14 protein-coding genes are annotated in these 20,151 nt (G+C 42.5%); 2 read left to right on the top strand and 12 right to left on the bottom strand.

Translation table 11 applies throughout. The annotated features are described in order from the left end of the window. Window positions 1–35: 35 nt before the first annotated feature. Window positions 36–1,970 (bottom strand): LamG domain-containing protein, encoded by a 1,935-nt coding sequence (locus ACMH5P_RS02655; RefSeq protein ID WP_459492765.1) that lies wholly within the window; start codon window positions 1,968–1,970, stop codon window positions 36–38. Between the two features lie 249 nt (window positions 1,971–2,219). On the opposite strand from ACMH5P_RS02655, the gene ACMH5P_RS02650 reads away from it, so the two are divergent. Next, on the top strand, window positions 2,220–3,584 hold the full coding sequence (locus ACMH5P_RS02650) for a hypothetical protein (protein ID WP_459492764.1): 1,365 nt from the start codon (window positions 2,220–2,222) through the stop codon (window positions 3,582–3,584). A 4-nt stretch (window positions 3,585–3,588) separates the two neighbouring features. On the opposite strand, the gene ACMH5P_RS02645 is transcribed toward ACMH5P_RS02650, so the two are convergent. Both ACMH5P_RS02645 and ACMH5P_RS02640 read right to left on the bottom strand, forming a co-directional pair. Then, entirely contained in the window at window positions 3,589–4,029 is a 441-nt protein-coding gene (locus ACMH5P_RS02645) for a nuclear transport factor 2 family protein (RefSeq protein ID WP_459492763.1), read from the bottom strand. After that, complete coding sequence (locus tag ACMH5P_RS02640; RefSeq protein WP_459492762.1) at window positions 4,022–5,122, bottom strand: helix-turn-helix transcriptional regulator; 1,101 nt, start codon at window positions 5,120–5,122, stop codon at window positions 4,022–4,024. Before ACMH5P_RS02640 ends, ACMH5P_RS02645 begins: the two co-directional genes overlap by 8 nt. A gap of 63 nt (window positions 5,123–5,185) precedes the next feature. Between ACMH5P_RS02640 and ACMH5P_RS02635 the strand changes: the two genes are divergently transcribed. Further along, window positions 5,186–5,467, top strand: a complete 282-nt coding sequence (locus ACMH5P_RS02635) for a hypothetical protein (RefSeq protein WP_459492761.1) — start codon at window positions 5,186–5,188, stop codon at window positions 5,465–5,467. A 298-nt stretch (window positions 5,468–5,765) separates the two neighbouring features. Here ACMH5P_RS02635 and madM read toward each other — a convergent pair whose 3' ends face one another. The 9 genes from madM to ACMH5P_RS02590 all read right to left on the bottom strand — a co-directional run bounded on the left by madM (window position 5,766) and on the right by ACMH5P_RS02590 (window position 20,088). After that, entirely contained in the window at window positions 5,766–6,524 is a 759-nt protein-coding gene (gene madM, locus ACMH5P_RS02630; protein ID WP_459492760.1) for a malonate transporter subunit MadM, read from the bottom strand. Between the two features lies 1 nt (window position 6,525). Beyond that, window positions 6,526–6,882 (bottom strand): malonate transporter subunit MadL, encoded by a 357-nt coding sequence (madL, locus tag ACMH5P_RS02625; RefSeq protein WP_459492759.1) that lies wholly within the window; start codon window positions 6,880–6,882, stop codon window positions 6,526–6,528. A 2-nt stretch (window positions 6,883–6,884) separates the two neighbouring features. Further along, complete coding sequence (locus ACMH5P_RS02620) at window positions 6,885–8,339, bottom strand: acyl-CoA synthetase (RefSeq protein ID WP_459492758.1); 1,455 nt, start codon at window positions 8,337–8,339, stop codon at window positions 6,885–6,887. Window positions 8,340–8,440: 101 nt separating this feature from the next. Then, window positions 8,441–8,737 carry a Dabb family protein gene (locus ACMH5P_RS02615; RefSeq protein WP_459492757.1) on the bottom strand — a complete coding sequence of 99 codons (297 nt, stop codon included), beginning with the start codon at window positions 8,735–8,737 and terminating at the stop codon, window positions 8,441–8,443. A gap of 83 nt (window positions 8,738–8,820) precedes the next feature. Then, window positions 8,821–11,274: a PIG-L family deacetylase gene (locus ACMH5P_RS02610; RefSeq protein WP_459492756.1), complete on the bottom strand. Its 2,454-nt coding sequence runs from the start codon at window positions 11,272–11,274 to the stop codon at window positions 8,821–8,823. Continuing rightward, window positions 11,271–12,638 (bottom strand): Gfo/Idh/MocA family oxidoreductase, encoded by a 1,368-nt coding sequence (locus ACMH5P_RS02605; protein ID WP_459492755.1) that lies wholly within the window; start codon window positions 12,636–12,638, stop codon window positions 11,271–11,273. Before ACMH5P_RS02605 ends, ACMH5P_RS02610 begins: the two co-directional genes overlap by 4 nt. A gap of 117 nt (window positions 12,639–12,755) precedes the next feature. Beyond that, window positions 12,756–14,153 carry a glycoside hydrolase family 30 protein gene (locus tag ACMH5P_RS02600; RefSeq protein WP_459492754.1) on the bottom strand — a complete coding sequence of 466 codons (1,398 nt, stop codon included), beginning with the start codon at window positions 14,151–14,153 and terminating at the stop codon, window positions 12,756–12,758. A gap of 126 nt (window positions 14,154–14,279) precedes the next feature. Then, window positions 14,280–17,666 (bottom strand): HEAT repeat domain-containing protein, encoded by a 3,387-nt coding sequence (locus tag ACMH5P_RS02595; protein WP_459492753.1) that lies wholly within the window; start codon window positions 17,664–17,666, stop codon window positions 14,280–14,282. A 10-nt stretch (window positions 17,667–17,676) separates the two neighbouring features. Continuing rightward, window positions 17,677–20,088: a TonB-dependent receptor gene (locus ACMH5P_RS02590; RefSeq protein ID WP_459492752.1), complete on the bottom strand. Its 2,412-nt coding sequence runs from the start codon at window positions 20,086–20,088 to the stop codon at window positions 17,677–17,679. Between the last annotated feature and the right edge of the window lie 63 nt (window positions 20,089–20,151).

Below are 20,151 nucleotides of genomic sequence, written 5' to 3'. Positions count from 1 at the left end.
AAAGCCCCAAGAGATGATCTTGGGGCTTTTTATGTTTAAGGGTTAAAATCATTTTCGAAAAGAAATTTAACTTCTTCATCAGTTAAAGCTCTGTTCCAAACTCCTAAGTCATCTAGGTTTCCATTGAAAGCATCATACGCAGGGTGGTTCATTCTACCTATAGTAAGGTCTCTTGCTAATATTGGATTTCCATTACCGTTTGGTGTTGTTCCAACTAATCTACCATCCTGATAAAATCTACAAGAAATACCATCATTAACGTATACTAAATGTGTCCAAACATTTGGTCCCGTTGGGAAAATAGCTGAGTTGATATCAGTTCGATTTGATTTTTGTTGCGCAACAGACCACGAGTTTTGATAACTAAACATCCACTGAAGTTGCCCAGGACCATCAATTGGAGACGATGCAAAATCTAGGATTCTCGGAGAAAGTGCACACCCATTTCCTACCTGCTTAACCCATATCGAAATAGTTAAAGCTTTTGTTATTGAAGTTGTATTAATTGCTGCTTCGATTCGAGGTGAACAATTTACTGAAGAAAAGTAGTAAGCACTATTCGATTTACCAAATCTATTGATTGTGAGTGCTGCACCTATAACATTTCCATTGTTTCCATTACCACTGGCATCAATTGCATTACCATTAAAAGGAAAATATGCCACTAATCCGCTTTTAATGTTGTTTGGAATCGAATTTCCTGTTGTAAAGGTTTTTTCTTGCCCATAACCAACTCCAGCTCTATTTATCGCATAGCCTCTTAAATAGTAGGTGGTATTATTGTTTAAACCATAGAAGTAATCCATTTTTCCGGGTGAATTGGTTGTCCCTAGAATTATTTTCCGATCAAAAATTGTAGGATTTCTATTGTTTGAAATGCATACACCAAATTCCGTTATATCAGCACCACCATTGGATATGATTTCTACTCCGGATCGCACAGAATTTGTTGTAATTTCTTGAAGATCATTGGTGACCACGCTTGGGATGGTCGCTTGTAAAGTTGTAAATACTGTTTCAGCACCGTATGAGATACCTTTTATATTTTGAGCGTATGCCTTTACAAAGTATTTTGTTGAGGGCTCTAATGCTGTTATTACTAGCGCATAATTCCCTAAATCATTATTTGAAGATTTTACTTTAATATCCGTTATGCTTGGATTAGGATTTTTGGATAGACAAAAGCCTTTTTCAATAATTTCGGTTCCTCCATTATCAGATAAGTTCCCAAAGAGAGTTGCTAAATTTGAGCTAATATTTTGAGTTGCATTTGTTGAAACAGTTGGCAATTTAAATGCATTTGTAGTGAATTTTTGTTCATTTCCATAAGCAATTCCCTTCCCATTAATTGCATAAGAACGAACAGAGTAATTACTTCCATCTTTGAGTTGGATGACAATATTGGCAAATGGACCTATTCCTTTGCCATTTACTATTTTTATGTCGTCAACGGTTGGAGTTTTGTCTACAGCAAGACATACTCCTTTCTCTGTAACGGCAATTCCGCCATCCTCAATAACATTCCCTCCCAATTCAGCGCTGGTATAAGTAATATTTTTGGGTAAGTCTGTTGTTAATGTTGCTAATAAATAATCCGCTGTTTTGACCGTTTTTAATTCGCCGTACGATGTCCCTTTGTCATTTGTTGCAAAGGCTTTATAATAATAAGTTGTATTTACAGACAGTTTTTCTAATGTATATGAATATTGGCCTTTGCCATAACCCACGTTTATTTTATTGTCACTTACTGATGGATTTGAGTTGGTGGTGCTCCAAACGAATCCACGTTCTTTTGCGGCATTAAAGCCTTCATCGGTGACATCGCCATTCAATATAAATGAATTGAGCTTAACTTCGGTTGGGTCAAGCGTTAATACCGTTGGAGATGATTCAGGGTTACTTAAATCAGCGCAAGATGATAATAAAATCAATGCAAGAACAAATTTATTTAGTTTACTGAGTTTATTCAAAACTTTAGATTTAATTGGAGTACACATTAATTTTAAGACTTAGTTTATTATGAAATAATGGATGAAAATTTGAATGACTAAATAATTGGTTAATAGCTGAGCGTAAAGAAAGGCTATTAGAAAAAAATAATGGATTTGTAATTATGTGTTTCGCGCAATACACATAAATTCTTTAACAATGCTTGAATGATAAATTAAATAAAACCTGTAAATGAATTAATTTACTCTTTAAATCATTTTCGTATTTATATGAAGCAGTTGATTCTCATGCTCTTTTTGGTTTTTATTGAATTTCAAGTAAATAGTCAGATTCAATTTAAATTGCCTAATGAAATTCTTCATTACCGTATTGACTTAGAAAATAGTACTATTTGGAAAGAGCAGATTTCACAAAGCTGGTTACAATTAGGGAAGATTAAATGTGACAGTATAGTATCTAGTGATTTGCCTCCAAATGCTATTATTAACACGTTCTTATTAGATAATAGTTACATTTTAACAGTTTTAGGTACTGGTCAGGTCTATCAGTTAAACCTTTTGAAAAAGGAATTAAAGCGATTGGATAAAACTTTTTATCGTGGTTATAATTTCGGCGCAATTCAATATGTTAGAAATGATACTTTGTTTAGTGTTGGTGGAAATGGTTTTTGGCATGCAAATAATATTGAAACATATTTCTCTTTTAGGTCTAAAGAATGGGAATTGACAAATGTTCCCAATGAAATGGGCCCCAAGTATATGAAAAGTGATTTTGGCGGCTTTGATGTTAAACGAGATGTTTTAAGCATAATTGATTTTCCCGCCTTATATCACGAAGGTAGATTTTCACATCCATATCGATACTTTGAAAAATCATTAAAATCTAATCAGTGGGATTATAAAGGGGATATTAATACAGATTTGTTAGTTAAGTTAGGATTGACCACCTTTGAATCAATTTTTCTTAATGGTAAATATATTTTCATGAAAGGTCCATTTATTATTATTGCGGATCCTGTTTTGAATAAAGTTTACCAATTGAAATACGTATTTACAAATTTGAACCAATATTACGAGTTGAGTGAAAATAATAATTGGTTATATATTTATGTTCCAGAAAAAACGCAAAACACATTAAACCCAGCTATAAAAATCGACTCCATCTCAATTGAAAAACTCAAATCAATCAGTACTTACAAAGGGCCTTTTTATATAAAACCTTATTCTGTTAATTTATTAATATATTGGGGAGTTGCTTTATTATTTTTGATTGCCTGCTTTTACTACGTGTACAGACGTAGAAATTCGAAAAATGCGCGTGTAAGTTTATCTGTAGCCTTAGATGGTCTACCAGATGGAGCATCAGATTTCCTCATTGATTGCTTGGCATATCCCCAAGGGTACAATTTTAGTTCTCAGCTTTTTACCGAAATGATGGGTTATGGTTCCTATGCTTATGAAACGCAAAGACAAGTTCGTTCAAAATTGATCAAAGGAATCAACAGCTATTTTTGGGCACATTACCGCTTGAAAGATGTGATCATTCGTCAAACGGCTTCTGATGATAAACGATTTTCCGTTTACTTGATTTCAGAGGAGCATTATGAATTTTTGAAAAAGCTATTAACTAAATAGTTTCTTATTTTTTCCTCGTATCAATCAGATACTGAATTTTCCATTGATTGGCCAACTTCACCAATTGAAAGGAATTGGTACCTCGGTGGGAAAATTTACCTTGGTAGTAAAATTCATAGGGCGTCCAAACACTCGCCAAACTATCATCCCATTTAACGCTTTTGAATTTGATTCGTTCATCCAAGGCGCCTTTGGGATATTTTGATAGACTCTTGACGAAACCCTCGAAATCTTCGGATTTTACTTGATTTTGCCCGTTTTTAGCAACAACCGTTTGGAAAATGACAGTCGGTGTGAAGCAAGAACGAAATAGTGCCGTGTCACCCGTTTGCATGGCAGTAAACATGTTGTTAACGACTTGTTGGATCGCACGCTTTTCATTAACCTCCTGTGCAATTAAGGGAGAGCTTAGCAGTAAGAGTCCGAAGATGATTTTTTTAGACATGTTTATGGAGTGTTTCTTGTAATTGTTTTTGTATAGATAATTTAAGTTTTTCGGGTGCCAAAATACGCATTTCAGCCGCATAACGAATCAAAAAGTTTTCTAATTCCTGTTCAATTTCCAATTTGTATTGGAATACCGCCGAATCCTCTTGCTCCTCGGATATTTGTTGGGATGCGTGAATCGGGTATTTGATTAGGTAATTAAACATCCAACTGCTTTTCAATACCTCAATCCGAATCGTTTCCGCTTTCATCGTTGAACTTCGGAAAACCCCCAAACTCGCCTTGAAGTAATCGGCCGGTTTGAAATCCTCCGCTTTTCGAATTTTAGGCTCTTTTTTAACCACCTTAATTCCCGTAATTCGGTCCAAAGCAAATACACGTAAGTGATTTAAGTCCAGTCGAATAAGGGTATCTTCCACGGAAGCGGGTTGGAAAAGAAGGTACCAACCGGTATACCAACCGTTGTTATACTCCTTCAAAAGCAAGGGTATTCCCGTGATTTTCTTCATCTGGGATTTTTTACTCAGACCTTGGTGGGTGAATTCCAAAAGGTCTTGGGCATAAATGCTTTTGAGTAGATCTTGAAAGAGCGTCTCGCCAGACCGCGCTCCGTCGTTGATGAGTTGGATTGCTGACCAACTTAACAATTGATGCTGCTGAGCCAATTCATTTTCCAAGGCAATTGCCCGTAATTTATTCACGAGCCCCTCGCCTGCTCCACCGCTGAAAAGGTGTTTATTCATTTCGATGGTGGAGGCAATTTGGCGTAATTCTTTTTCGGAGATACTGGGAAATGCGGATATGTCATCACGCACATAGTAGAATCTATTCGTGGCGCGCGCGTATTTAATCAGTTCGCCAGCTTTATCATGGAGTAAAGGATAGCGCGTTTGTAGTAACTCTTTGAGGGCTTTCAGGTCCCGACTAAATGACCTTTCTGCATAATTTGAGAGATCAAATTGTTCGGTGAAATAGGCCGAAACGTTTGCATAATTAACGATAAAGGACTTTTGAAGAAAAAGCCCATTGATTTCCTTGATTCGCTCGGTCGTATGCATCTTTTTTTCTACAATATCTGAAATTGTTCGCAAGTCGCCAAATTTTGGCGGACTACAAATCTAATTTTGAATCAAGAAAAACAAATAGATATGAATATGAACAGCATCAAAACCCTTGCCTACAGCCTCTTGATTATTTTCCTTTTCAGTTATGTGTCAGAAGGAATTCTCTTAGCCTTTGAAATGAAAAAAACGCGTCGCAACAATTGGATTAAATTGGTATTGATTGGTCTATTGTTCGTGAGTACCTTAGCGCTTCTTTGGGCACCATACCATGTGTTCGGTCAAACCCCAGCAGACGGCTTGTTTACCTTGGCATTTACGTTCTATGCCGCTGTGATGGTGATTGGGGGTGGTTTGCGGGCTTTAGCGCGATAATGTAAAGACGCGATACTTCGCGTCTTTTATATTTGGCACGTTTTATTGTAAAGACGCGATACTTCGCGTCTTTTATATTTGGCACGTTTTATTGTAGAGACGCGATACTTCGCGTCTTTTAACATTATCAAAATTATAACTATTATACCTAAATAGACGCGAGGTATCGCGTCTCTACAGGATGCCGACGCGAGGTATCGCGTCTCTACAGAATGCCGACGCGAGGTATCGCGTCTCTACAGATTGCCGACGCGAGGTATCGCGTCTCTACAGGATGCCGACGCGAGGTATCACGTCTCTACATCATCGCTTTCAGCGCAAAATATAACACCGACGGGCACATCAAGCATCCCAGTCCCGTATAAAATGTCGCTGTCATCGCACCATAGGGAACTAATTTGGGATCAGTAGCAGCTAGTCCCGCCGCAGTGCCACTAGTCGTTCCCATTAAACCGCCAAAGATCATGGCCGATTTAGGATTGTCCAAACCGATGTAAGGCGCAATAAAGGGAGTACCTATCGTTACCAAAATAGACTTCACAACGCCGGCTGCGATGCTTAATGCGATGATGTCGGAACTTGCTCCAACGGCAGTTCCGGTCACAGGCCCTACCACAAAGGTACATGCCCCCGCACCAATCGTTGTTAATCTCTCGGCATCGGTGATTCCGAATGCATAGGCAATTCCTACTCCGGCAATAAATGAGAAGATCACGCCCAAAAAGAGTGACAAAATGCCCACAGACCCCGTTTTTTTAATAATCGCAAAACTCGCTCCCATGGCCGTCGAGACAATCGCAAAATCCCGAAACATGGGACCTCCCATCACCTTAAAGCCGGTCAAGCCCGGTAAATCGCCAATTCCACTCTTTCCTTCGGTTAAGATCCCTCCGATGTATGCGATGACCAATCCCAGAAAGATGGCAATGGCGGAGCCAGGTAATTTTTTGTTGGTCAGTTTGATGGAGATGCCCTCCGACAAATACACCAATATCCCAGTGACCAAAAATGCCACAATCAATCCATTTTTATCCAATAATTCAATGATGTATTCCATGTTATTCAGATTTGGATTTGGATAAAATGGGCATAAATAAGAGGCAGAGTACTACTGGCAAAATACCAGCTAAGAGTGCTAATATCCCATTATTGAAAGCTACGCGGACATTTTGAACGGCTGACATCGCCACGATCACGGGAATGTACATCTTGCTCCAAAACATGACCCCCTCACCCATTTCCTCATGAAATAAATTCCGCTTTTCTAATTCGTTTTGGGCCAAAATGAGTAGCAACATGGCAAAGCCCACACCGCCTACATTATTATTGATCCCGAGTAATTGTCCGAGACTTTCTCCTATGATTTGGCCAATGATATAGCATCCGGCCAATAAAGCAACTCCGCGTAATAACATGTTTATTTGATTAATTGAACAACATCTTTTTTCGTGACTTTTCCCATCGCATTTCGCGGTAAATCCTGAACCACGACATATTTTCTAGGTGTTTTGTAAGCCGGCATTTGTTCCCGCATCCATGTTGACAAGGCTTTTTCATCGATGGCAGACTTTGTTACAATTGCTGCAGCAACTAATTCGCCCCATTCGTCGTTGGGCAAGCCCACCACCGAACAATCCGCAATGCCAGGGTATTGACGCAATACTTCTTCAATTTCCAAGGCGGATATCTTGTAACCTCCCGATTTAATGATATCGACCGAATTACGTCCTAAGATTCGGTAACCGCCTAGTTCATCGATCGCAGCGATGTCCCCTGTTTTGAACCAACCATCTTCCGTGAAGGATTCAGCCGTCGATTCGGGTTTGTTCCAATATTCCTTGAAGACCGTCGGCCCCTTTACTTGGATCTCTCCCTCTTCGGATAATCTGACCGAAACGCCTGGTAAAGGATATCCCACATGACCCGCTACGCGTGGTCCATCGTACGGATTACTTAATGCCATCCCGATTTCGGTCATGCCATACCGTTCCAATAATAAATGACCCGAAATAGCTTGCCAACGTTCCATCACGGAAACCGGCAAAGCCGCCGAACCGGATATCATAAAACGTAGTTTTTGTAAGGCTTCGCTAACTTGTTTTTGGCTATGGTCTTCCAACGATTCCCAGTAGGCAATCAATTTGAAATAGATCGTGGGTACAGCCATAAAAACATTGATTTTGGCTCCCTCAATCAAGTCAAAAATGGCTTTCTCGCTAAAATTAGGCATGAATTCACAACTTGCCCCCGCCCATAAAGAACAGGAAACTACATTAACGACCCCATGTACATGGTGTAAGGGTAAGACACAAACGGTGGAATCCTCCGATGTCCATTTCCATGCCTCAATCAACGAACTAATCTGGGCATTTAAATTGCCATGTGTGCTGACAACACCTTTGGGTAAATTTGTTGTTCCACTCGTGTAAAGAATCATCGCGCCGCGCGAATCAGCTATTTCCGGTAAGGCTTTGGGTGCTTTCGCTTGATCATTTTTTCCTAAGACGATGAACCGACAGCTCAACTCGTCGGCGAGATCTTTCAGCGTCACTTCAAACTCCGGAGAAACCACAATAACCGATGCCCCTGAATTTTCAATCGTATAGCGCAAGGAAGGCAGTGGATAGCTTAAACACAATGGCACCACAATACCTCCCGCCTGCCAAATTCCCCACTGTACCCGGACATAATCAAAACCCGGTTGGACCATAAAGGCCACTCGTCCCTCTGCTAAATCTGCTTGTTCTTCTAATAATAAATGCGCAAAATCATCCGCCGCTGCATGTAAATCCGCATAGGAATAGGAATTTCCACCCGAGATAATTGCCGTTTTTGGGCCGAATGAACGTGATTTTTGAAATATTTGAATCATATATAAGTCGCTAGTAATCAGTAATCAGTGGGCAGTAGTCAGGAGTCCAAAGTCCATAGTCCGAAGGTAGAGGGCCCAAGCATCTTTAATTTCTCTTAGTTCTAACCTCTAACCTCCCTAAAGTCTATCTCCTGCCACTTTTCCACCCTCGGAATCCAAACTTCCTGCACGAAATGATTATGAATCGGATGATTGGAATAAAAATCATACGCTGCTTGGTCCTCGAAATCCATTCCCAAGCCATGGGTAAAAGGATTCGTGGCATTGAATTCCTCCAAAACCTGTAGATTTTGAACACCGGGAATTTGGGCTAATTTTCTGGATTCCTGGATGAAATAGTCAATCTCCGACTCCGTTGTCGTCGATTTAAAGGTTAAAAATACACTGTGATGTAACATTACTTTTCCTGTAGAGACGCGATACCTCGCGTCTTTATGTATAATTTAAAAAAATAGACGCGAGGTATCGCGTCTCTACAAAATTAGCGACTTAACAAATTCGCCATCAATCGCCACGCCCCCGGAATGCCCGCCGGTAATTCCCGGAAGAAAACCAATCCCGTATAGATGAATTGGCCTTTGCCATACTTACAAACGGCAATATTTCCTTTTTGCTCAGGTTCTCCTGGATCCGTGAAGGCCAAAGGAAATTCGAAATGAGAATCTGACGACTCAGCCAAATAGATACTCCGCTCCTGAATCCAATCATCAAAATCAAGTGCCGTAATCGCATTGGGAGACTTAAATAATCCATGTTCCATCAAGAAATGCGGCTCCGCTTCCTCCTTGGTAATCCGATTACGTGTAATGCTCATGGGATAGGGTCCCATCGAACTCTTCAAGGGTCCCAATGTACTTTGCGTGTTGTATTGTACCACGTAATTACCCCCTTGCTCCATATATTTCATCAATTCTCCATGCACATTCCCCAAGTATTCCACCGTATTGTGCGCACGAACTCCCGTTAATACCACATCGTATTTCGCTAAATTACTTGCTTTCAAGTCGGCCTCCTGTAAATAATCCACCTGATAACCCATTTGCTCCAAGCTTTCGGGTACCTTATCCCCCGCTCCTTTGATGTATCCGATACGCTTTCCCGCTTTCTTGAAGTCGATGTGCAAGACATTTAAGGCCACCGGTGAAAAATACCGTTGGACCGGAATATGGGGATATTGTATGCTCTCCATCTGTAAAGAATCCACCCAATTTCCCTTGCTGGTTTCATAGGCTAAGCGCAATTTCCAAGTCATTTTTCCATCCACCTCTTGATCCTTCTCGCGTAATTGGATGCTCACATTTTGGCTCATCCCCGCAGCGATTCCATTCGGTAAATCCAATGTCCCCAACACTTTTCCGTCTTGGTTCATCACCGAGACCTTGCCGGCAGCGATATTTCCCATGGCCTTTAGACTTACTTCGGCCGATTTATTTTCGCCGGAACCCTTAGGCAACAAGATATTCGGATGATTAATCTGGAAGATACTGCGTGGCGTGATCGTGATGGGTTGGGTAAATTCCCCTTTGACGGGGTCTACAACGATTTCTTGAACAGGTCTACTCACCGCGATCAATTCGCCCTCTACTGTAAATTGAGCCGTTATTTGCATCGCGGGATCAGGAGCGGCTTGACCGATTTTGCTTGGGTCTTTGACCACGAAATGGCCGGTTTCTTTGGTATTGACTAACCAATACGGTTGGGTAATGGCTTGCTTGACGATTTGTCTCGAATTCCAAACGATTTTTTGATAAGGAATCGCATTGTCCTTAAATAATGTATCTTTTTCACCTACTCGTAAATTCAGCGCACCCACATGAATGGGGCTTCGCACGATGAATTCCGTTTTAATCGAAATAGGATCCCCCTGTGCTATCGTTCCACGATTCGTATTGCCCGCAAAATGGATACCAGCCGCTGCCACAATCCACTCATCGATTTGCTTCGTTTTCTTAGCGATTAAATAAGAATTGGGTAATTTTTGAATCGCCCGACGAACCTGAATCATGTCAGGGACACTCAAATAAGGCTTTTCGGCCTGGTAGTTACGAATGATCAAACGAATCAGGCGCTCCACTTCAGCACCCGCTGCGCTTTCTTGCCAATGGTTGGGCACCCCTTCATCAATCGAATTTTTTGGCGCAGGCCCTGCCAAGGTTTGGAAATACTCGGTCGATTTACCATGATCGACGGCAAAACCGAAGCCTTGGGATTTATGTTGGCTCCGACTGTACGCTGCCATTTCGCCCGTGCTCTGTCCAATGCTCGGCAAGAAATTCCCGATTTGCATCTTGAATTGATCCTCAGATACTGTCGATGAGCTACCAAAACGAAAGGTATTCCACAACAATCGCGTCGCCTTCCAAGGTTTGATATCCCCTTTCAATTGTTCAGGGAAGCGTTTTGGGTCGGCTGCCGCTTGATAAGCTTCAATTGCCATCACAGCCGAAGCCGAATGATGTCCATGGCCTGCACGTGCATCCGGAGGAAAACGCGTAAAAATGATATCTGGACGCAATTTTCGGATCACATACACCAAATTGGACAAGACCAATTCCTTATTCCAGAAGCTCAAGGCCTCGTCGGTCGATTTAGAGAATCCAAAATCAAATGCCTGGGAAAAATATTGATTGGCACCATCGATTTTACGCGCCGCCAAGAGTTCCTGGGTCCGAATTAATCCCAGAGGAATTCCCTGCTCATCACCAATCAGGTTTTGACCCCCATCCCCTCGTGTGAAGGCGAAATAATTCGTTTCCCAGTGCTGTTCTTGGGCAAACCAGGTCAACATGTGTGTGCTTTCATCATCGGGATGTGCCGCTACGTGTAGTACGGTCCCCGTTGATTCGATACGTTTCAAGTTCTCCAGTAATTGAAGACCATTTTGTGCCCAAGCCAAGCTTGGAGTTAACAGACAGATGATTAGGAGTTTTTTCATGCGTTTAAGCTATTTCGTGACCAGGGTTGACGATAGGTTCTCGCTAATAATTGAGTTGCCTCAGGGTCGTTTATGACCGTTTTACTTGCTGGATCATAAGAAAGTGGTCGGCCTAATTTCATCGAGACATTTGCCAAAATACACGATGCCGTTGAAATATGCCCTTCCTGAATATCTGCGACAGGTTTCGTGCCTTTGTCGATGGCAGCTAAGAAGTCCAACATGTGTAAGCGAGTTGCCGGAGCTGCATTTAATTCAATGCGATCTTCCGTCAAATCCTCCGGATATTTTTCCTTTTCAAAAAGACAAGAACCATGAATTTTGGCAGCTTTGGGATCGACCGGCGTGAAATCGTATTGCATGGTACTCAGACGAAGCGTTCCTTTTTCTCCATAGATTGTTAATCCCCACGGATATTCGGGATCGGGTGGCGTGCCCCATGTGCGATGTTGCCAAACACAGTTTAAGCCATCGTATTCAAATACAGCGGTTTGTGTGTCGGCAATATTCGATTTCCCCTCTTTCTGGACATAGATACCTCCTTCGGATGAAATGCGTTTTGGCCAACCTAAGCCTAATAACCAACGCGCTGTATCGAACATGTGGACACACATATCGCCCATGATTCCATTTCCGTATTCGTTGAATGTTCTCCACCAACGGGTATGTGGTAAGCCGTCATAGGGACGTAAAGGTGCTGGGCCAGTCCAAGTTTCATAATCAAAGAAGTCGGGAACCGCTTGCACCGGTGGATTGCCATTGTTACGCATGTGATAGTAGCAATACATCTCCACATGAGCGATTTTGCCCAACATTCCGGAGTCTACAATCTTATTTTTTGCCTCAATGATGTGCGGGGTTGATTTCCGTTGAGTACCTACTTGAACTGTTTTGCCATATTTTCTGGCGGCGGCGACCATGGCTTCCCCCTCCAAAACATCTACCGAGATCGGTTTTTGAACATATACATTAGCTCCGGCCTTCACCGAATCAATCATTTGCAAGGGATGCCAATGATCTGGACTACCTATTAAAACAATGTCTAATTGATTGTCTGCCAAAAGCTTTTGGTAATCACCGTATAATCGAGGTGTTTTACGTGATTTTTGTCGGGCAGCGACCAATTGACCCGCTTGCGTCAACATATTTCGGTCCGGATCACAGAGCGCCACAACTTCCACGGGTGCTACCTGCATCAAACGGAACAAATCACTTTTCCCATACCATCCCGCACCGATTAGACCGACGCGCAAAGGTTTGTTGGGATTCACTAAATCCAGCCCATAGGCTCCAAAAGTTGTCATCGCCAATCCTGCAGATGCCCCTTTCAGGAAATGACGGCGGTTGATGTTGAATGTTTTCATAGGTTATAGTCGCTAGTCACTAGTCTCTAGCAGGTTTAAATTTTAGTTGTAGTCGCTAGTATATATATTAGTTTCTGGTCCAAAGGTAGATTGACTAATCATCTTTAATTTTACCTCTTACCTCTTACCTCTCACCTCTTTGTCCAATAAAATCGTCACTGTACTTTCCTTTTTTAACTCCAAATTCCAATATTTTCCACCGAAACCTACTGAAGTATTGATGGTATTTTGTGTTTCATTTTGTAATAGAACGGCCACTTTCTGGTCAGGCCGTTGAACAGCCACTCCATTCACTCCTTTAGGTAAATTACTGATTTCTATTCGTTTTGATTCGGTTGGGATGAATTTCGAGGCTTGCGCAATAATGTAATAGGCTTGATTTCGGAGAATTTGCCCATTTTTATCAATCGTCAAAGCGCCCTTGCATTCCGTACATCCGCCGGGTGTATGCGGTTCCCAATTGGGGTCATTCGCCAAGTTCCACTCCAAAGCCGTTTTGGCATCGTTATTGAGGGAACCAATAATGACGTTTTTCATATGCCAATGGAAATCGCCGGCAAAATCTCCTTTGGCACCTGTCCATTGTTCGGTGAAATATACATCCTTATCGGGATGTGCTTTTCGAACTAGTCCAAGCGCTGAAATATCCCCATTATACAAGTGAAAGGCTGATCCAGCTACGTATTGACGGGTTATGGTATCATTCAAAATTTCCAAGGGATACTCCGGCTTATCGCAGTTATGGTCATAAACGATGATCTTTGTTTTTAATCCTGCTTTTTGAATGGCGGGTCCCAAATGCTTTTTGATGAATTGGTTTTGTTCGGAGGCCAACATCAATAAACTGGGATTATTACCCGGATGCAAGGGTTCATTCTGAGGCGTTAAATAGTCCATTTCTAATCCCAAGGCCTTCATTTCGCGTAAATAGCGAACAAGGTAGTTGGCATATACCTGATAATTCCCGGGTAGCAAGCTTCCCCCTTTCGAAGATTGATTATCCTTCATCCAAGCGGGTGGCGACCAAGGCGTTGCCATGAATTTTATCTTGGGATTGATTTTTTTGATCTCCTGCATTAAGGGGATTAAATCCGATTGCGAAGCTTTTAAGGAGAATTGTTTCAATGACGGGTCCGTTTGGCCTGATGGCACATCATCGTAAGAAAATACCTGGCCATCTAAATCACTGGCTCCTACAGCAATGCGTAAAACGGAAATACCGATGGACGAAGGTCCTTGACCAAATAACTCTTCAAGGAGTGTCTTTCTTTTCGGGGCTTCGAGTGCATAAATCAATTGTGCACTTCCACCCGTTAGGGTATATCCAAATCCATCAATTACTTGAAATTGCTTTTGTGTGGTAATGAGAATACCTGTCTTGGTTGTTGTAAGTTGATTCAATACTTGTTTTGCAAGCATTTTTCCTAGACTAGGTTCTGAAACCCAAATTTGTCCGAAACTTGAAATACAATAAAAAGAGATGACCAGCGTCAGCAGCCAAGGATTTCGTTTCATGCAATAGGTTTAAATTGATTTAAATATATTCAAAATTATTCGAATTGCAAGTCAGATCAGATGGAACTAAGAGTTAAGAACTAAGAACTAAATTACTCTTAACTTTTAGCTCTTACCTCTAACCTCTTACTTGCTTTTCAGCGAAGCCAAAAACTCCACCACATCCCGAATCTCTCTTTTGCTCATTAATCCTCCCATCGGTGGCATGCTCGATGGATAGTTCTCGCGCGATTTGATACGTGCTGTAGCTATGCGGAGGGGTTCAGCTTCGCTTGTTTTCAACTGAATTTCATCGTCAGTTTCTTGAATGACCGTTCCGGTTACTTCTTGGCCATCAGTCAACTTCAATGAAATCATTCCGTATCCCGGGGCAATTCGCGCGCTTGGTTCAATCAAGGCTTGTAGAATTTGCTCGCGCGTCAATCGGCTTCCGATACCCTTTAAAGACGGGCCAACCACCCCTCCTTCGCCACCAGCATTGTGACAACGGATACATTCCACGGATTGATTGCGGTAAAAAATGGCATTTCCCAACTGCAAATTGCCGCCATATAAGGCATCCTTGTATTCATCCGTTAACGTTCCTTTCGTTTTCAAGGCATCCAATTTAGCGACTAGCTTTTCGGCTTGCGTGGCTTCTACGGCCTCAATTAAATCCAAACGAATGCCGGCGGGTAATTTATTGGCCACCATGCGCTCGATCAAATCAGCTAATACTTCTTGTGAATTGTCAACCGGCATTTTAGCAATACTTTGTAGCAATTGCTGTTGCTCCGGTAAGCTTCCCTTCTCGAAAATCGGGTTAACGATTCCCGGTAGTTGAGCTTTCGGGATTGATATCTTATCCAAAGATCCTAATGCCTGCGCACGCACATTTCTATCGACATCCTCAATTCCCTTTTGTAAGAGCAAAGGTAGATTCACATCATTCAATGCAGTCAATGAACTCAATTGACCCGCACGAACCTTCGGACTTGGGTGATTTAAGAATAATTGTGTTTGCTCCGATTTGGCATTTTGAATTCCCAATTCTGCGATTAATTGACCCGTAGCGAACAATACCTCTGGATTCTTACTTTTCAAGAAAGCCGGTACGATTCCCGCAACTTTATCCACTACGTCCGATGCCTTGCGGTCTAAAACCCCTCGGTATCTTCCATCGACACGATCCAAAACGGATGGACTTCCCCAGGTTCCCAAGGTCGCAATACCCTCCGCACGTAATGCATCTGGAATATCTTGTCGTTGAATATAGGCAACCAAATAATCGATTTCCTTCGCCGTTCCCACGCGTAAACAAGCATTAATCGCCCGACGAATCAAGGGCTCCGATGTCCATTTATTCACCGTCAGCGTTTTTGCCAATGCGGGTAAAGCGGCAGGAATCGACTCATCATCGTGAATCGCACGCGCTGCCTCAGTAACGATGTATTCATCCGAATCGTACAAGAATTGTTCAACTGCTGGATTCTTCAGACGACGTAACACCAATACAGCAGCTATGCGCAAGGAGCGATTCGATGACGTCGCCAATGCAACGATGGGTTCTACTTGTCCAATCCGACTCAAGGCAAATACCGCCGCATGGCGGATATAAACGTCTTGATCACGGTTCATTTCCACCAATTTTAACAAGGGCTTAACGGCTTCAGCCTCTTCCATTCGTCCCAAAGCTTGCGCCGCGAAGAATTGTACGCGCGCTGATGTTGACGCTAAGCTTGGAATGATCGCTTTTGCGGCATTCTTGTATTTATTATCCCCTAAGGTTTTAATGGCCTGCGCTTGAATTTCCGGATCTGCATCTTGGATGAGGCCTATCAATTTATCTGCGAATGCTGGCGTTTTTCTGGCCAATTGGCCGATGCCCCAAATTCCATGCACACGAGCTAATTGGTTTTCCTTTTGATTAATGGCTTGCTCAAAGGCATTAGAGTCCCCACGCTCCACTAATTCAAATTGTGCCTTTTGACGCACACGCATATCACCGTAATAAAGCAACTCGCCTAATTGACTCAATGGTGCTTTGGAATAATCCATTTGAATGTATTCCTTCGTTTTTTGGCGTTCTGCCGCTAGGTCATTTTCCTTGGATGTAACATCCAGTTTCCATACACGGCCATAGTTTTTCGCATCCCAACCATTTACCCAGTCCGCCGCATAGAGTGCTCCTTCCGGACCAAAACGAATACCCGTTGGTAAAATTCCACGCACCACATCCTCCTCAGAATGGAAGTCAAAGGATGCCCCTTTTGGCTTTAGGTCAAATGCCCAGATGTGAGAATTGTTGGCATTTCCCACGAATTCCACCAAGAAAAACTTGTTCTGCCACTTTTTACCCAATGCCGTTCCCGGATTAAATACCATACCCGTCGGTCCATTATGGTAATTGCGAATCGGAGGAATGATATAAGCCGCTTGCCCTTCCCAGCGCGGTAAATACAATTTCTCGTCCATCCAAACCTTATACAGGTTGTTTTTGGGATCCGTATACTTTCCATATTGCCAGTTGGACCGCCATCCAATATCCGCTCCTTCCACAATATGTACTAAACGCTCACTTTCACCCGGATGATCTCCGTCGTTATCGGAGGATATGATGTTTCCATAATGATCAAACACAAATTCGTGTGTATTTCGGATGCCTGACGCCACAATTTCTAAATCCGTTCCATCGGGGTTTGAGCGCACCAAAACGCCTGAATTGGGATTCGGTAAGTTACGTCCATCTATGGTCGTGATATTTGCCCCAATGTCTCCAATCTGCCAATAAATCTTTCCATCAGGTCCTTCGATGACACTCGACATGCCATGTCCTCCAAAACCAATATGTACCGCAAAACCGGTCGCGATGGATTTAGCATTCGTCCAAAGTCCTTTCTTGTTTGTATTATCTAGGCGCCATAAATCAGGTCCTACCGCTACGAATGCGTCTTTCTTACGAACCAATAAACCACCGGCTACATCCGTTACCTCTTGATTGAATTGATTTAAGATACGCGTACTTTGGTCGGCATAACCATCTCCATTCTTATCCTCCAACTTCCATATTTCTTCCTTTTCGATTGTCAAGTCATGCCAATCGTGTATTCCATCACCATTTAAATCAGGTAACCAAGAATTCTTTTCCGAATTTTCAGGTGCAAAGGTGCGATGCAAGAATGCTTTGCGGTCCTCGACCGTTTGGAAACCAATGGATTCGGTCATCCAATCCCGGTGGCCCCGAATATCGAATTCGGATACCTTCCCTCGGTTTGTTGAATTCAAATAGATCGCTCCTTGATCATCGATGTCGATGGCCACAGGGTCGGGCGCAAGGCTGTCGGAGGCCCAACGGGTAATCTCCATGCCCTCGGATATCTTAATGGGAAGCTTTTCTTTCGAAGCTTTGGCTCGTTGGGCGATTTGATCTTGGTCCTCAAAAATTACCTGATACACGGATTTTTCTTGTGAGCTCGTACAGCCAAACGCCAAAATCTGCATGAGACCGGCGGCTAGTAAAATTCTTTGTTTCATAGGTTTACGCTTAATTCTCTTCGTCCATCATGCTTCGTCGCTGTTTGGCGGCTTGCTTGGTGGTATTTAATCGGTAGTTAAAAGTAATATTTATTTGTCTTAATCTGCCCTGCATTTCCCGGTTTGTGTAAAATGTTCCGCCAAATGTCTCCGTCCGCATAATGCGCGAGTTGAATAGATCGAGTACATTCAAACTCAATGTTCCCTTTCCTTGTAGGATATCTTTCGTTGCCGATAAGTCCATCCAAGCAATGTGCCCACGCGTTCCCTGGGCTGTTTTTTGCGGAGCTTCGTAATTTGCTCTTACTTGCGCATCGATACCCCCACCTAATTTAATACGTGAGGTATGTCGCATGAACCACGAATAGGTGTCCACTAAATAATTCGCATCAACGTTTGTGGCATCAATCTTCGCTCGGAATGCATTCAAACTCAAATCTGCCTTATAGGCCTTGGATACATTGAACGAACTCGTTAATTCGATTCCCATGGATTGTTGGTCCGCAAAGTTTAATGGCATACTCTTCGAAAAACCCTGTGCATCCACCGTCCGAATTTGATCGATTTTCCCAGTCGTATAGCGGTAATAAACCGATGAACTTAAACTCCCCGCATCAAAATACTTTAAATGTCCTAAATCGAAGGAATTGGTGAATTCGGGATTCAGATTTGGGTTACCCGAGAAGAAATTTCGGTTGTCTGAGAAAGTTACAAACGGACTCAATTCATTGTAAGTTGGCCGACGGACCCGTCTCGAATAGCCCAATTGAAAGGAACTATTTGGATTCATCGCATAGGTAAAATGCGCGCTGGGAAACAAGTTCGCATAGTTCCGTGGGTTCTTTTCTTGGGTTTGTTTCAATTCAGTTTGGATGTCGGTAACTTCCCCCCGTAGACCAAATTGGTAAGAGAATTTATGCTGCTTATTTCCCAAAATTACATAGGCCGCCGAGATGTTTTCTTGGTAATCAAAAAGGTTTTGCAAACCGGGAATCACCGCGAAGCTGCCATTGGCTTGCTGCTGGGTCACAATGTAGTCGTTGATCATATCCCGGAAACTCGTCCGCAATCCCATTTCAACTTTACCGTCTTTTCCTAGCGGATTGGTGTAATCAGCTTGCAGAATCCATTGACGCTCGTATTCATCATTTAAGGCTTTTTGAACAAGGGAATTTGCAGGGTATGGACTTCCATCGCCAAACTTACTCGTCTGCGTGTAAATCTGATCCGATTGTTCCCAATAGTCCAAATAGCGTAGGTCGGCCGAAAACTCCTTCCCTTTCTTCGCGAAGGATTTCTTAAAGGTTAGGGCATATTCGGCATTCGGTTCTGTCTCCTTTTCATCTTGTTGGCGATAGGTATCCGAATACAAATTGCTTAAGGCCTTGCGATAATCCAGGTAATAAAAATCGGTTATCCTTCTTACGTGCGTACTGCGGAAAATGTAGGATGCCGTCAGAATGGTTTTATCATTGAAAAAGTAATCTGCTCCGCCGCGAATATTATTCACTAAGCCCCTCACATTATTGGAGCTGCTTTGTTCGAGGTAATTCGTTTGTTCACCCGTATTGACTTCCTGATAGAGTTTTCCTCTTCCGGGTGTCCGACGGTAAAAGAGTCCGTAGTTTAGGAAGAAGTTCAACTTATTCTTGCGGTAGTTGATGATTGCTGTTCCCCCAAAATTCTCTGGATAGCCTAAATTGGTTTCGATAGCTCCATTGAATCCTTGGTTTTGATTCTTCTTTAATACGATGTTAATAATCCCTGCCATTCCTTCTGCCTCGTAGCGTGCAGATGGATTGGTGATGATCTCGACCTTATCGATTAGATTTCCTTGTAAGGATTGCAGGCCCGACGAACCATTGATACCCACTAGAGTAGAGGGTTTTCCATCGATTAGGATACGCACATTCTCACTTCCTCGAAGACTGACCCCTCCTTCACCACTTACTTGAACCGAGGGAAGATTTCCTAAGATCTCGGCTGCCGTGGCCCCTTTATTAGCCGCGTCCGTTCCCACATTGAATATTCGTTTGTCCAGATTAAGTTCCATGCTCGCCTTTTGGCCTTTCACGGTTACTTCGGAAAGCGTCTGTGAACTTGCCTTCGCCGAAATACTTCCCAATTGCGTCGTTTTGCTGATTTGTACACCTTTTACGGTCGTCGCTTCATAGCCCACGCTCTCAATGATGATGTCATAGACGCCTTGATTTACTTCGATGCTAAATTCACCTTTCTCGTTGGCAATGGCGCCGGTAATGAGTTTTACGGGGTTCGCTGTTTGAATACGAACACTCGAGAAAGGAATGGGATTGTTGGAATTCGCCTCGACCACCTGCCCCGTCAATTTGCCTTTCGACTGATTTTGACCGAAGCTGAGAAAGTTAATTCCAAGAAAAAAAAGGATGTATAAATTTTTCAATAGAAAAAGGTTTAGATGTCCTGCAAGTTAAAAAGACATAGGCCGACAATTTATACCTACTTG

This window comes from Aquirufa sp. 5-AUSEE-100C1, assembly GCF_054558655.1.
The sequence above is the reverse complement of the archived record's forward strand: the minus strand, read 5'-3'. Positions and strand labels throughout refer to the sequence as shown.

Excerpts from the sequence above, each read along its gene's own strand:
- madM (WP_459492760.1), bottom strand. The coding sequence starts at position 6,524 with ATGGAATACATCATTGAATTATTGGATAAAAATGGATTGATTGTGGCA.
- ACMH5P_RS02620 (WP_459492758.1), bottom strand. The coding sequence starts at position 8,339 with ATGATTCAAATATTTCAAAAATCACGTTCATTCGGCCCAAAAACGGCA.
- ACMH5P_RS02600 (WP_459492754.1), bottom strand. The coding sequence starts at position 14,153 with ATGAAACGAAATCCTTGGCTGCTGACGCTGGTCATCTCTTTTTATTGT.
- ACMH5P_RS02610 (WP_459492756.1), bottom strand. The coding sequence starts at position 11,274 with ATGAAAAAACTCCTAATCATCTGTCTGTTAACTCCAAGCTTGGCTTGG.
- ACMH5P_RS02615 (WP_459492757.1), bottom strand. The coding sequence starts at position 8,737 with ATGTTACATCACAGTGTATTTTTAACCTTTAAATCGACGACAACGGAG.
- ACMH5P_RS02645 (WP_459492763.1), bottom strand. The coding sequence starts at position 4,029 with ATGTCTAAAAAAATCATCTTCGGACTCTTACTGCTAAGCTCTCCCTTA.
- ACMH5P_RS02595 (WP_459492753.1), bottom strand. The coding sequence starts at position 17,666 with ATGAAACAAAGAATTTTACTAGCCGCCGGTCTCATGCAGATTTTGGCG.
- ACMH5P_RS02635 (WP_459492761.1), top strand. The coding sequence starts at position 5,186 with ATGAACAGCATCAAAACCCTTGCCTACAGCCTCTTGATTATTTTCCTT.
- ACMH5P_RS02650 (WP_459492764.1), top strand. The coding sequence starts at position 2,220 with ATGAAGCAGTTGATTCTCATGCTCTTTTTGGTTTTTATTGAATTTCAA.
- ACMH5P_RS02605 (WP_459492755.1), bottom strand. The coding sequence starts at position 12,638 with ATGAAAACATTCAACATCAACCGCCGTCATTTCCTGAAAGGGGCATCT.
- madL (WP_459492759.1), bottom strand. The coding sequence starts at position 6,882 with ATGTTATTACGCGGAGTTGCTTTATTGGCCGGATGCTATATCATTGGC.